Raw genomic sequence first — 12,895 nt, 5'->3', positions numbered from 1 at the left:
AGTTGGTCGCCATCGGTCTGTCCGCTGGCGTATGGCGAATGCTACGCCGATGGGATGCGCCGTCAAGTGCCAACCGAAGTTGTGTACGAAAGCGCCTGAATCCGAAGCTACGGCAGTACGGGCTTTGGTCAGCGCGGGTATTGGACGGTGCCCCGTTTCGAGCCAAGCCCGTCCGAATTCTTTCGCATCGGTCGCCGCGTGGTATTCGGCCTCTTCGGGTGGTCGCGGCTCGCGCCGCTCCTACAGCGGCTGCATGCGGCATGAGCTACGGCCTGCGATCCCCCTGTAGGAGCGGCGCAAGCCGCGACCGCGCCCCATCCACCGACGACGACACGATCCGAACACAACACGACCTCGATGTCCGCGCCTCGTCCCCGCACCATCCCCGCAGGCACCGCTCCCGGCCACGGCGGCGCCGCATACAATCGGACGAATCAGGCAGGGAGCGCGACATGGCGATGATCGTTCCGGAATTCTGGGCCGAAGCCCGGATCAGCGAGCAGTTCGGGCGTGACCACGTATCCGGACGACGTTCGCTGACGGTGCGTCGCTTCGGGTGGTCCAACGCCAACCTCGCCGACGCCCAGGCCATGGCCGATGCGCGTGCACGCGAAGCCTTCGATCGCATCCTCGCCGGAGCCAGCCTGCCCAAGCGCGATCCGCGCGTGCCCTACGACGCCGAAGGCCTGCCGATCCGCGAACAGATCGTCGAACGCGACGGCGATGTCGTCATCACCCGCAACAGCTACGGCGCGCGCTGCCTCAACTCGCCCGACGTGTTGTTCGCCGACGTCGATTTCGACGAGCCGGTATCGGCCTGGAACAAGTACTACTTTCTTTCGTCGCTGGCGGCGGCGTTGATCGCGGGTGCGGTGGCGCGGCATCTGGGAGTGTTCCTGCTGAGCTGGATTTTCGCCACCGGCATCGCCATCGCGCTCGCCCAGGCACGCGGTCGCGCACGCCATCGCGCCGACGGCGGGGCCGAAGGCCGCGCGCGCAGACGCATCGACGCCTTCATCGCCGCGCATCCGGACTGGCATCTGCGCTTGTACCGCACGCCGAACGGTTTTCGCCTGCTGGCGATGCACCGGGTATTCGATCCGAACGATCCGGCGGTGATCGGCTTCTTCGAAGCGATCGGCGCCGACGCCTACTACGCGCTGCTGTGCCGGCGCCAGCATTGTTTCCGCGCGCGGGTCAGCCCGAAACCTTGGCGCATCGGCGATCGGGCCCGCTCGCGATCGCGCGCGGGCGTCGCATCGAACCGGCCCGATTCGATGCCCAAGGCCGGCGTATGGCCGATCGCCGCCGAGCGCATGCCCGAGCGAGAGCGCTGGGTCGAGGACTACGAACGCAAGTCGCTGGGCTATGCGTCCTGCCGTTTCGTTGAAGCCTTGGGCAGCCGCGATTACGTCATGGCGGCGCAGGCGGTGCAGCGGTTGCATGACGATTTGTGCAGGGCGACGAGTACCTTGCCGCTGGCCTGAGCCGATCAGCGCGGCGGGAAGACGCCCCGCACTCGCGCGTAGTCAGCGCGAGGATGCATCGATGAACCCCTCGATCTGATTCGCCAGATCGTCGGGCAAGCGCGGCCGCGCGTCGTTCAACAAGCTCAGTAATCGCGGCGTATCGCCATCCGTGCGCGCGCCGAACCGATAGCGGGCGGTATAGGTCCAGTCGCGTAGATGATGGACGATCCACTTCTGCAATTGCGCGGTGCTGTCCTGCGCGAGCGTTCGCAACAGGAAGCCGAGCGCCTGCCATTTATCGATCAGCGTGGTGGTCGCGATCATCTTCGCGCGGTAGCCGGGATCGTCGTGGCGATCCCAGCCGCGTTGCAGGATCGCGAGCGTCATCGCCGCCGCGCCGTTGGCGAACGCGGCGAGCGCGGCTTTCATCACCTTGGAGTTTCGATCCTGCGTCGCCTGCGCCAGCACCGATTGCAGGTCCGGTGTCTGGGCGCGGATCAGGCCGCGCAAGGCATGGCCGCGCAGCGTCGGCGTTGGATGAGTGAACCAGCGCTTGAGCAGGTCGACGTCTTCAAGCTGGGCGCAATCGCTCAACGACACGAGCGCGGCGCGTGCGTCGTGGCTGTCCGCGCCGGCCGCGATCTGGCGCCAATGCCCGGCCGCGTCCTCGCCGTAGTGGGTCTTCAGCAGATAGGCGGCGACCCGGCGCGGACCGGCGGAGCGGTCCAGCAAGGCGCGACGCAATTCCTCGCGTGCGTTCGGCAGGCCGAAGCGCTGCACTTGGCGCAGCGCTTCGGTGCGTACCGCCGCATGGGTGAAGGTCGTCGCACGGGCTAGATGGGCATCGCGATCGATCGTGCGGTTGCTTTCGCTCAGGCTGCGCAGTGCCTGCAGGGCGATACGCGGGTGCGGGTCGTTCAATGCGGCAAGGCAAGCGTCGTCGCGATGTTGCGGATCGCAATCGGCGATGGCGGCATAGGCCCATTCGCGGACCGGCGGCGACGGGTGGGTGATCAACGCCCAGCGCGCCTGCGCGTGCCGAGGCGAACGCAGGCTGGGCTCGATGCGCCGTGCCCACACGCCATCGCGGAAGCGCGCACGCACGCGCAAGCGCAAGGCGAGATCCAGGCTGTTGAACAGAACACTGTCGTCTTGCAACAACAATCGACCCAGCAAGCGTTCGGCTTCGCGGCGGACCGGATCGACCCAATCGTCGCAGCGGATCAAGGCCGCGCTCAGGGCCAGACGGCCGGGGTAGTGGGCGAAATCGCTAAGCGCCTGGCCGCGCACGTAACCGCTGCGGTCGCAGGCCGAGACGAACAGGCAGGCTTGCGCCTGCTCGGGTGTGTCGCGCAGGGATTCGATCCGGATCTGTTTGCTGGAGTAATCCCCGGGCGAATAGCGGTGGCTGGCGCGGATCTGGCCATCCAATTGCGTCAGACCCCGGTCGTCGAGCGCGAACAGATCGGCGACCGCGCTGTCGAAGGCGGCGGGGAATTCGCCCGGGCGTTGCCGCGGCAGCAGCGCCGCCGCGAGGAAGCGGCGCCAGCCGGCCGGCAGCAGCGCGGGCGTTCTATCTGGGCCGAAGAACAAGGCGTGGCTCCTTTGGCTGAGGGGCGCTCAGACCGCGACCACCTCGATCGTCACGCCCTGGTATGCCACCGTCTGCCCGACCCGGATCTTGCAGGTCTTGCGCAGTTCCACCTGGCCGTCGACCCGGACCGCGCCGCTGGCGACGATCGCCTTGCCGGCGCCGCCGCTGTCGCACAGGCCGGTCAGTTTCAGCAGCTGGTTGAGCTCTACGTAGTCGTGGCCGGGGTCGAGTTCGAAGCGGATCGGTTGCATGAGGCCATGGACGATGAAGGGCCAAGCAGGGTCGCAGCGCTGAGACTTGCGCGCAAGACGTTTGCACCGGGTCCGGCGTACTCTCGCGTATGCAATCGCGTCGCGGCCGGTGGTCGGTCGCGGGCGAGGTCCCTGGTTCCCGTCCGGTTTGGAGTGACGCAATGAAGAAAGCCCAATACACCCAGCGCGGCCCGGTGCCGCAGGACGTCATCGAGGCGGTGGAGTTCCAGACCCCGCCGCTGAGCGCGGGCCAGGTGCTGATCGAAGTGCTGGCCGCGCCGATCAACCCCTCCGATGTGCTGACCCTGACCGGCGAATACGGCCTGCTGCCGCCGTTGCCGGCGGTCGGCGGCAACGAGGGCGTCGGCCGGATCGCCGAGCTCGGACCGGAGGTGACCCAGCTCAAGGTCGGCCAGACCGTGCTGCTGCCGATCCAGGGCGGCAGTTGGGCCACGCATATGGTCGGCACCGCCAAGCACCTGATCGCCTTGCCCGACGGCGCCGATCCCAAGCAACTGGCGATGATCACGATCAATCCGCCGACCGCGCTGCTGATGCTCAGCGAATTCGTCGACCTGCAGCCGGGCGACTGGGTGATCCAGAACGCGGCCAATTCGGCGGTCGGCACCTATCTGATCCAGATCGCGAAATCGCGCGGGCTGCGCACGATCAACGTGGTGCGGCGCGAGTCGGCGGTCGAGGCGGTGCGCGCGGCCGGCGCCGACGTGGTGCTGGTCGACGGCGACGACCTGGGCAAGCGCGCGCGCGAAGCGGCGGACAAGGCGCCGATCAAGCTCGGCATCGACGCGGTCGGCGGGGTGTCGACCCAGCACATCGCGCAGTCCTTGGGCGAGGGCGGCGTCGTGGTCAACTACGGCGCGATGAGCGGCGAGGCGTGTTCGATCTCGCCGGCCTCGTTCGTGTTCCGCGACGTGAGCCTGCGCGGGTTCTGGCTGTCGCGCTGGTTCCAGCAGGCGAGCCCGGCGCGACGCGCGGAAGTGTTCGGCGAGATCGCCCAGCGCGTCGCCAGCGGGCAGTTGCAGGCGCGGGTGCAGGCGACCTATGGGCTCGACCAGATCAAGGACGCGGTTGCGGCCGCGGCGGCCGGCGAGCGCGACGGCAAGATTCTGATTTTGCCGAACGGACCGGTGTGAGGGAACGAGCGGGCGGTGCCGACGGCCGACGTAGTGGCCGTCGGCCCGACCGGTGAGTTCATCGGGTATGCGAGTGGTTGGTATGAGGTGTTTGTGCGAGGTCTCAGTGGGAGGGGCTTGAACCCCGGCGCTGTTGGCTCAGGTCGCTCGAAACTTCACAGTGCGATCCCGATCCGATCGAAAAGCGTCGGGGCCGAAGCCCCCGCCCGCTTAGACCTCGCAGCCTCGTGCAGATTCTTCGACCTGTAGCACCTTCAACCCGCAGCATCTTCAAAGAGGCACATCGCACATGAGCACCGAACTGCAGATGCTGGCCTGGTCGATCGCACTGGGCATCGTGCACCTGCTGGTCAATGCGGGTTTCATGACCGCCCAGCGCGGCGTGCGCTGGAACGCGAGCGCCCGCGACGGCGCGGTCGAACCCTTGACCGGCGTGGCCGCGCGCATGGACCGCGCCTGGCGCAATTTCCTCGAAACCTTTCCGCTGTTCGCCGCCGCGGTGCTGGCGGTCGCCGTCGCCGGGCGCGGCAACGACGACACCGCGCTGGGCGCGCAGTTGTACTTCTGGGCGCGGCTGGCCTATGTGCCGGTGTATGCCGCCGGCATCCCTTATCTGCGTTCGGCGGTGTGGACGGTGGCGCTGTGGGGCCTGCTCAAGCTGCTGTGGGCGCTGTTCTGAGGCTCAGCCCGACGCGGCTTCAATGGCGGCTTCGGCCGCGATCTCGGCTTCGGCTTGCGCGCACAGCCGGCGTTTGGCCGTCGGCGACAGCTGCTTGATCGCATATTCCGCGCGCAGCGCCGACGAACGGTCCGGATATATGAACCGCGCCAACAGTCGCAACGGCGGACGCGAACGCGTGTAGCGCGCGCCCTTTCCGGCCAGATGCTGGGCGTAGCGGCGCTCTACATCCAGCGCGATGCCGGTGTACAGGCTGCCGTCGCGGCATTCGATGACGTAGACGTACCAGGCGGACATGCCCTTAGCCTAGCGGCCCGCGGGCGCAAGGCGTAGTGTGGGAACGCTCGGGGAACCTGCCAGACCGGCCGCGCCGACCGACCGGTCCGGCGCCGACACCGCCGCCGTTGGCGCGGACTTTGGTGCGCGCTTTGGCGGACATTTCTCGAAAGACCGGTCTCGATCACATCCATACGCACGCGCATGTCATTGCCAGGTCTTCGTGCGCTCACCACAATGCGATGTCCTGACTGGAGTTCCCGCTTGAACGCTGACGCCGATTCGCAACCTTCCGTAACCAACCTGCGTCAGCTTTGCGCGCGTTTCGCCAAGCCTCAAACGGGACGGGCGGTGTGGCAACTGATCAACACCCTGGTGCCGTTCGCGGCGATGTGGGTGCTGATGGCCTGGAGCGTGGTCGGCCACTGGGGCTACGGCTGGACCTTGCTGATGGCGATCCCGACCGCCGGCCTGTACGTGCGCACCTTCATCATCCAGCACGACTGCGGGCATGGTTCGTTCTTCGCCAGCAGCCGCGCCAACGACATGGTCGGGCGCTGCCTGGGCCTAGTCACCCTGTTCCCGTACGGTTACTGGAAGAAGACCCACGCCATCCACCACGGCACCTCGGGCAACCTCGACCGCCGCGAGATGGGCGACATCGAAACCCTGACCGTCGCCGAATACCGCGCGCGTTCCTGGCTGGGCCGGCTGAGCTACCGCCTGTACCGCAGCATCCCGGTGCTGCTCGGCGTCGGCCCGGTCTATCAGTTCGTGATCAAGCACCGCTTTCCGTTCGACCTTCCGTTCACCTGGAAGCGCGAGTGGGCGAGCGTGCTGTTCAACAACCTCGCGCTGGCGCTGACCATCATCGCGATGGGCTTCGCGATCGGCTGGCACACGGTGTTCCTGGTGCATCTGCCGATCGTGCTGCTGGCCGGCGCCGCCGGCGTGTGGCTGTTCTACGTGCAGCACACCTTCGAAGACGCCTACTGGACCCGCAAGGGCGAGTGGGACTCGCACGAGGCGGCGATCGCCGGCAGCTCGTACTACGACCTGCCGGGCATCGTGCATTGGTTCACCGGCAACATCGGCTACCACCACATCCACCATCTGGCCAGCCGCATCCCGAACTACCGCCTGCGCGAAGCCTTCGAATCCAGCCCGCTGCTGCAGGCCGCGCCGCGCCTGACCCTGTGGTCGAGCCTGAAGTGCGCGCGCATGAAGCTGTGGGACGAGGAATTGCAGCGCATGGTGGGTTTTCCCAAGCGCCTGAAGCAAGCGCAAGCGCGAAGCGCCTGACGAATTCCCCCTCTCCCGCCACGCGGGAGAGGGCAGGGGTGAGGGCCTGATGGCCGGGAATCGGGAATGGGGAATCGAGAATCGCAAAAGCGGCTCCCGATGTCCTGCCGATCCACCAGCCACCGCGGCTAAGCTCTTCCGATTCCCGATTCCCGATTCCCGATTCCCCGCCCCACAAACAATTAGCAATTTAGTTAAATAAGCACCACTATAATCGGACCCGCGCCACCCCGGCGCGCGCCCCGACCGCAGCGGTGCCCTCATGATGCAGGACAAGATCTTCGAAGCCCTGGCCTCGTCGCCGCGACGGCAGATCCTGGCCTTCCTGTCCGAACGCGAGCTCAGCGCCGGCGACATCGCCGCGCGCTTCGAGATGAGCGCGCCGGCGATCTCGCGGCACCTGTCGGTGCTGGTCAACGCCGGCCTGATCAGCAGCGAGCGCCGCGGCCAGTTCGTGGTCTACAAGCTGGTCCCCGACCACCTGGTCAACACCTTGACCCAGTTCGCGTTCGAGATCTGCCCGGTCGGCGGACCGCTCAAACGCGAAAGCCGGCGCGCCAAGAAGGCGGCCGGCTGAGTTTCGCTGAGGTCTTCGCGCCAGCCGGCCTGATCGCCGGCGGTCGTTACCGCCGTCGCTTACCGGCTCGCGGCCTCACTCGCGTTCGAACTGCGCGATCTCGTCGAGCAGCGCCTGGGCGCGGCGCAGGCTGACGCCTGTGACGCTGTCTTCCATCAGCTTCGCCAGGCGCGGACGGCTGGGCTGACGCGACCAGTGATGGAACCACCAGGTCGCGAGCAGGCCGAGCACCCCGATCACGGTGCCGGTCACGTAGACCGACGGCGCATTGAGGTACATGTCGGCGCCGAAGAAGGTCATGAACAACACGCTCACGAACGGCATCCAGAACAGCCACCAGGACAGACCGACCGCCATGCCGGTGCGGATGTAGGTCTTGCGCAGGCTCGCCAGGCGTTTCTGGATCGTCATCACCGGCGCGGTGTAGTCGGTCTTGGCGAGCAAGGCCTGCATCGCCGCGCCGCAGCCGATCAGGGCGATGCCGTAGACATGCACGATGACGCCGAACACGACCAGATGCGTGCGATCGAGGTGATGCAGCCAGAACAAGGCGCCCCAGACGATGCACACCAGGCCGAACAGCATCTGCAGCGCCTGTCCCCAGACCAGCGGGCGCAGGCCGGATTTCATCCGCTTGCCGCGTTCCTCGCGCAAGCGCAGCAGGTCCAGCGCGTATTGGCGATCGAGTTTGCGATCGAGTTCTTTCCAGGCCAGTTTGAAGTCGTCGAGTTCCATCGTGAGTGCGCTCATGAGGTCGTGGTGCCGTCGTGGGAAGGATGTTGAAGTGGGCCTGGCTCAGTCGGCCAGATCGGTGCGGATGCGTTGCTTGAGGCGCGCGATCTTGGTCGCGACATTGGTCTCGCTCAGGCCGAGCACTTCGCCGATCTCGCGGTAGCTGCGCTCCTCCAGATACAGCAGCAACAACGCGCGATTGAGCGGCTCCAGCGCGGCGATCAGCCGGTTGAGCGCGCGCAGGCGCTGCGCGGCCTCCGGGTCGGCGGCGCGTTCGTCGGCCACATCGTGCAGTTGCTCGTCGAGCGCGACCGCGTTTTGCTGCCGCGGCGCATTGCTGCGCACCTGCGAGATCGCCACGTTCAGCGCGATCCGGTACATCCAGGTCGAAAAGCTGCGCTGCGGATCGAAACCGGGGAACGCGCGCCACAGCTGCACCGCGATTTCCTGGGCCAGATCGGCGCGGTCCTCGTCGTTGCGGCAATAGGTGTTGGCGACCTTGTAGACGATGCCGCGATGGGCCTGCAGCAGCGCTTCGAAGCGTTGCCGCGCGGCCTCGCCCGGCGGATGGCCGGCGCTGTCGCCCTGTCTGGATTTCACGCCGCTATGGTCCATCGCCTGCCGTTTCCCGTTCCCGTATGCACCATGATTCGCACGACGGCAGGAATCATCACACCCGCGGCGGGGCGCGGGGTGAGGGCGGGGCGGGTCGGGCCGATCGGATCAGGTCACGCGCGATCAGGCGGGCGCCGCGGCGGGCTCGGCGCGGTGGCGGTAGAAGTCGAGGATGACCTGGCTGAAATCGCCGATCAGCCAGTTCGCCAGCGGCACGGTGTACCAGTTGAAGCCGGTGCTGACCCGGTAGTCCATGCGGATGCTCAGTTCGGTCGCGGCGCCGCGCGGGGTCAGGGTGTAGCGGGTGTCGAGCAGGTCGAAGTAGGGACCGCCGATGCGGACGTGATCGTCGAGCGCGCCGGCCGGCACCGAATCGTCTTCGAACAGGTATTGCCAGCGCACGTACTGTTGCGGCTTCCAGTCGGTCGACACCTGCTGGAAGTGGATGCCCTTGCCCATGCGCACCTCGCGCACCAGGCCGTTGCGGGTTTCGTGGGTCAGACCATTCAACGGCGTGGGCACGCCGATGCGGTACATCCAGGCGCGGTCGACTTCGCTGGCCTGGATGTTGTCGGCGTCCAGCAGCACCTTCCACACGTCCGCCGGCGCGGCCTGGATCAGCACGCGGCGTTCGACGTGTTCGAAGCGGTGCGGGGTGTCCTGGCCGACGCCGAGCAGGCCGAGCACCAGCGGCAGGGCGACGAAGCTGTAGACCGTCGGCGTTTTCGAGCGCTGCAGCCGGCGGCAGATCGCGCCCATGACCACGCCGCCGAGGCCGCCCATCACCGCGAAGATCGGCATCACCATGACCACGCAGATCGCGCCTTCCAGCATCAGCAGCATGCTGCCGAGCACGCACAGCGAAACGCTGAACACCGGCATGAAGAAGTGATACGTGGTGCTGCGCGGCTTGATCCGTTCGGCCAGATACACCGTGACCGCGCCGATCGCGAACGGCGCGAGCACGATGAAGATCCACAGCATGGTCGCGAACGCCTGGCCGGGTTGGCCGTCGAACGCCAGGCGCAGCAGCAGGCCGATCAAGGCGCCGCCGAACAGCGGCGAGGCATGCACCAGCAGCGAGACGCTCGCGTCGTGGCGCGGCGGCGCGGCGGGTGGCTGGACCGGCGGCGGAGACGACGGCAGTTCGGGCGGTTCGACAGTCATGGTCAGGCTCGGTTGATCAAGCAGACAGGTTTCGCGCGGGCGGACATCGGCGATGCGGCGGGCAGTGCAACGGGCGATGGATCAGGCGCCGGATCGAGACGATGCAGTTCCTCGCGCGGCGGCAAGTCCTCGGGCAGGCGCAGATCGCGCACCAGGCCCAGCCGCTCGCAGCCGCGCAGGAACCACCAGCCCGGGTCCCATTCGCCGGCATACAGGCCCAGCCGCGCCGAGCCGGGAAACGCATGGTGGTTGTTATGCCAGCACTCGCCCATGGTCAGCAGCGACACGAACCGCACATTGCGGCCCTGCACCGCGGCGCCGCGCACTTCATGGTGCATGCCGCCATGGTTGTGGGCGAAATAGCCGACCAGCCAATGCCCGAACACGCCGGCGGTGACCCGCGCGCACACGCCCCAGAACACCCAGCCCCAACCGCCGATCGCATAGAACGCGAGTGCCCACGGCAGGTGCTGCAACATCCAGGTGCGTTGCAGGAACCGGTAGAAACGATCGTCGGCGATGCGCGCTTCGATCTCGATCCGCGGCGGCCGCGTCAGGCGCAGTTCGCAATGCAGCTGCCACCACGCATCGATGTGAAAGCGGCGGCGATGGGCGAGGTAGTCGTGGCAGTCGGGCAGGCGCTGGGCGTAATCGCGCAGGTCGTGGGTGCGCACCAGGCCGATCGGCCCGGCCAGGCCGACCTGCACGCCGCAGTAGACCAGCAGGTATTCCATCCACTTCGGGCAGGCGAAGCTGTCGTGGATCAGCTTGCGGTGCATGCCGAGCGAATGGCCGAGCAGCAGCACGGTCGCGGTGGACACAACGAACAAGGCGAACGCCGCCCACGAGAACATCGCGAGGCCGCCGACCACCGCGGCGACGGCCATGGTCGAGAACCACAACGAGCGCACCGGTTCCCAGACCACGCGGCCGTCGCTGACCCCGCGGATCGATGCGGCCACTTCGGCGCGGGATTGGACGCGATGCGATTGCAGACTTGCGGGCAATGCGTTCATTGACCTCTCCATGGTGGAACTGTAGCTGCGCGCCCGATGCGGGCGCGGCGTCCGCGAGCGGGTCGGGTTCGCCGTGCCGACATCGCCTTATGTATTCAGCAATTAACTAATTTGCTAAATGATTTGCTCCGATGGCCGGAAGCGTCAAGCGCGGGCCGACGAGCGGTTGCCTGGCTAATCGTTGGCGACCTGGCCGGTGGTCGGTAGCTGCGCGACGCTGTGACCGAAAGGGGGCGGGCCTGAAGGCGCTTCCGCCAGGGACTTCGCGATTTCCACAGGATTGAGCAGCCCGCCCAAGCAAGCCGCGATGCTTCGATAGACATGAAGATCTCAGGCCTTCAAGGTTCAAGGCTTCAGATGCGGAGCCATGAGATGACGATAGCTCTCGAAGTCCTCGACCTCAGGTCCCTGGATGTCGACGACCTGCCCGCATGGCGCCCCGCGTCCCCCGCGGATGTCTACCTGACGATCGAGCTGGAGATCGGCGAGGTCGGCGTGTCCGGCGGGCACCTCTTCCAGCTGCTGGTGGCGACGCCGCAGGGCGTGAGGGCGCACCACCAAGGCAAGGCGCTGCAGGCGTACACCTCGATGCGCAAACGCGGGACGAGCTTCGACATCGACGCGCTGCTCGTTGTCGACCCTTACGACTGGGCCAGCGTGCATGCCGCGCTGCTGCAGCGGGTGGCGTCGTGCGAGCGATCGACGTGGGCCGAATCGCTCGACTGCCTGCGCGCGAAATTCTTCTGGCAATACGAAGGCGTCGAATACCGATAGCGGCGCCAGCATCGACAGCGTCGGGAAAGTCGCCTCAGCCGTACTCGATCGCCAGCACTTCGACGCTGAGATCCCCGGCCGGCCGTTTCCACACCGCGCTGTCACCGACCCGCGCGCCGTGCAGGCTGCGCGCCAGCGGCGAGACCCAGCTGATCAGGCCATGCTCGGGATCGGCCTCGTCTTCGCCGACGATGCGGTAGCGGTGTTCGTGGCCTTCCTCGTCGATCAGTTCGACCCGCGCGCCGAACGCGACCCGGTCGGCCGGCTGGCGTTCGGGGGCGATGGTGATCGCGCCGAGGATGCGCGCCTGCAGCCAGCGGATATCGCGATGGACATGGGCGCGTTCGAGCTTGACTCCGACCCGTTCGCCGCCGCCGTCGTCTTCGCTCGCCGCGGCGATTTCCGCATCGAGCGCGGCCAGACGCCGCGAGGTGTCGTCCAGGCGCGAGCGCAGCAGCGCCATGCCGCGCGGGGTGACGTAGTTGGGATGTTCGCTGATCGGCAGCTCGGGCAGATCGCCGGTGCTGTCGTCGCCATCGCCTTCCTTGACGAAGGCGCGGCTCATGCGGAAACGGTCGGATCGGGCATCGGCCCAATGTAGACGAATCGAGGTCGCCGCGGGGTGAGCGATGCGATCGGACCGAATGTGCAAGCTTGTGGATTCCGCGGCGTATGGCCCGGTGTCGATGGATGGATATCCCGGCCTGCGCTCATTCGACGAAATCGTAAAGCCGATAGATCCACGACAATTGATACAGCAGGCTGACGATCACGAAGGTCCGGTGAAAGCGCAGCGAACGGGTGCGCATGGCGATCAGGCACATGACCACATAGGCCAGATTGCGCAGTGGGTATTCGATGCCGAAGGCGTCGTAATATTCGCGGCCCTTGATCAGCGTGTCGCCGAAGTCGATCACGTAGACCAGGGCCATGATTCCGAAGAACCAGCCGCGCCGCGACAGGAAATAATCCTGCCAGCCCTCGTAGTCGCCGATGTCGTCGGGAAACAGCAAGGTGCATAGCAGGAACAGCACCACCACGTAGACGATCAAAAACGCGAACGACACGAAGCTCCACTGGGTCAGATGCACCAGGCGGAACTCCCACCACCAGAAATGCGCGAGCAGGGTGAACATCGAGATCGCCCAGCCGATATGCACCCAGAACACGCGTTCGCGGCCGGGGTGCTGGACGAAGCGGGCCAGGCCCTTGAGCAAGGTGGTGATGGCCAGGCCCAGCACGATGCCGAGCAGGACGCGGATATGCAGGAACTGCTCCATGGGACGGCC

At 66.7% G+C, this 12,895-nt stretch carries 15 protein-coding genes; 6 read left to right on the top strand and 9 right to left on the bottom strand.

Going from position 1 to position 12,895, the window contains the following annotated elements:
• The first annotated feature begins 2 nt into the window (after positions 1-2).
• Positions 3-1,487, top strand: coding sequence for a hypothetical protein (locus IEQ11_RS17500; protein WP_228464752.1), 1,485 nt, complete (start codon positions 3-5; stop codon positions 1,485-1,487).
• A 42-nt stretch (positions 1,488-1,529) separates the two neighbouring features.
• Here IEQ11_RS17500 and IEQ11_RS17495 read toward each other — a convergent pair whose 3' ends face one another.
• Positions 1,530-3,062 (bottom strand): HEAT repeat domain-containing protein, encoded by a 1,533-nt coding sequence (locus IEQ11_RS17495; RefSeq protein WP_191822350.1) that lies wholly within the window; start codon positions 3,060-3,062, stop codon positions 1,530-1,532.
• Positions 3,063-3,089: 27 nt separating this feature from the next.
• The gene (locus IEQ11_RS17490; protein ID WP_046657549.1) at positions 3,090-3,314 is read right to left on the bottom strand and encodes an RNA-binding S4 domain-containing protein; all 225 of its coding nucleotides are present in this window, start codon (positions 3,312-3,314) and stop codon (positions 3,090-3,092) included.
• 161 nt (positions 3,315-3,475) lie between these two features.
• On the opposite strand from IEQ11_RS17490, the gene IEQ11_RS17485 reads away from it, so the two are divergent.
• Together IEQ11_RS17485 and IEQ11_RS17480 are read left to right on the top strand one after the other, a co-directional pair.
• Complete coding sequence (locus IEQ11_RS17485) at positions 3,476-4,468, top strand: zinc-dependent alcohol dehydrogenase family protein (protein ID WP_191822349.1); 993 nt, start codon at positions 3,476-3,478, stop codon at positions 4,466-4,468.
• Positions 4,469-4,757: 289 nt separating this feature from the next.
• Positions 4,758-5,147, top strand: a complete 390-nt coding sequence (locus IEQ11_RS17480) for an MAPEG family protein (RefSeq protein ID WP_036110635.1) — start codon at positions 4,758-4,760, stop codon at positions 5,145-5,147.
• A 3-nt stretch (positions 5,148-5,150) separates the two neighbouring features.
• Here IEQ11_RS17480 and IEQ11_RS17475 read toward each other — a convergent pair whose 3' ends face one another.
• The gene (locus IEQ11_RS17475; RefSeq protein ID WP_036110632.1) at positions 5,151-5,444 is read right to left on the bottom strand and encodes a GIY-YIG nuclease family protein; all 294 of its coding nucleotides are present in this window, start codon (positions 5,442-5,444) and stop codon (positions 5,151-5,153) included.
• Between the two features lie 243 nt (positions 5,445-5,687).
• Between IEQ11_RS17475 and IEQ11_RS17470 the strand changes: the two genes are divergently transcribed.
• Both IEQ11_RS17470 and IEQ11_RS17465 read left to right on the top strand, forming a co-directional pair.
• Entirely contained in the window at positions 5,688-6,725 is a 1,038-nt protein-coding gene (locus tag IEQ11_RS17470; RefSeq protein ID WP_052756334.1) for a fatty acid desaturase, read from the top strand.
• Positions 6,726-6,987: 262 nt separating this feature from the next.
• On the top strand, positions 6,988-7,302 hold the full coding sequence (locus IEQ11_RS17465) for a metalloregulator ArsR/SmtB family transcription factor (RefSeq protein WP_036110627.1): 315 nt from the start codon (positions 6,988-6,990) through the stop codon (positions 7,300-7,302).
• A 75-nt stretch (positions 7,303-7,377) separates the two neighbouring features.
• Here IEQ11_RS17465 and IEQ11_RS17460 read toward each other — a convergent pair whose 3' ends face one another.
• The 4 genes from IEQ11_RS17460 to IEQ11_RS17445 form a co-directional block, all read right to left on the bottom strand.
• Positions 7,378-8,052 carry a hypothetical protein gene (locus IEQ11_RS17460; protein WP_036110625.1) on the bottom strand — a complete coding sequence of 225 codons (675 nt, stop codon included), beginning with the start codon at positions 8,050-8,052 and terminating at the stop codon, positions 7,378-7,380.
• Positions 8,053-8,097: 45 nt separating this feature from the next.
• Positions 8,098-8,634, bottom strand: a complete 537-nt coding sequence (locus tag IEQ11_RS17455) for an RNA polymerase sigma factor (RefSeq protein WP_247024585.1) — start codon at positions 8,632-8,634, stop codon at positions 8,098-8,100.
• Between the two features lie 138 nt (positions 8,635-8,772).
• The gene (locus IEQ11_RS17450) at positions 8,773-9,816 is read right to left on the bottom strand and encodes an SRPBCC family protein (protein WP_191822347.1); all 1,044 of its coding nucleotides are present in this window, start codon (positions 9,814-9,816) and stop codon (positions 8,773-8,775) included.
• Between the two features lie 2 nt (positions 9,817-9,818).
• Positions 9,819-10,832 (bottom strand): acyl-CoA desaturase, encoded by a 1,014-nt coding sequence (locus tag IEQ11_RS17445; protein WP_191822346.1) that lies wholly within the window; start codon positions 10,830-10,832, stop codon positions 9,819-9,821.
• Positions 10,833-11,204: 372 nt separating this feature from the next.
• Between IEQ11_RS17445 and IEQ11_RS17440 the strand changes: the two genes are divergently transcribed.
• A complete protein-coding gene (locus IEQ11_RS17440; RefSeq protein ID WP_191822345.1) occupies positions 11,205-11,606 on the top strand; it encodes an Imm8 family immunity protein in 402 nt (133 codons plus the stop codon).
• Between the two features lie 34 nt (positions 11,607-11,640).
• Here IEQ11_RS17440 and IEQ11_RS17435 read toward each other — a convergent pair whose 3' ends face one another.
• Both IEQ11_RS17435 and IEQ11_RS17430 read right to left on the bottom strand, forming a co-directional pair.
• The gene (locus tag IEQ11_RS17435; protein WP_191822344.1) at positions 11,641-12,171 is read right to left on the bottom strand and encodes a GreA/GreB family elongation factor; all 531 of its coding nucleotides are present in this window, start codon (positions 12,169-12,171) and stop codon (positions 11,641-11,643) included.
• Positions 12,172-12,316: 145 nt separating this feature from the next.
• On the bottom strand, positions 12,317-12,886 hold the full coding sequence (locus IEQ11_RS17430) for a hypothetical protein (protein ID WP_191822343.1): 570 nt from the start codon (positions 12,884-12,886) through the stop codon (positions 12,317-12,319).
• Between the last annotated feature and the right edge of the window lie 9 nt (positions 12,887-12,895).

The organism is Lysobacter capsici, assembly GCF_014779555.2.
Lineage (GTDB): Bacteria > Pseudomonadota > Gammaproteobacteria > Xanthomonadales > Xanthomonadaceae > Lysobacter > Lysobacter capsici.
Note: the sequence above shows the minus strand (reverse complement) of the source record. Positions and strands in the feature narration are given on the sequence as shown.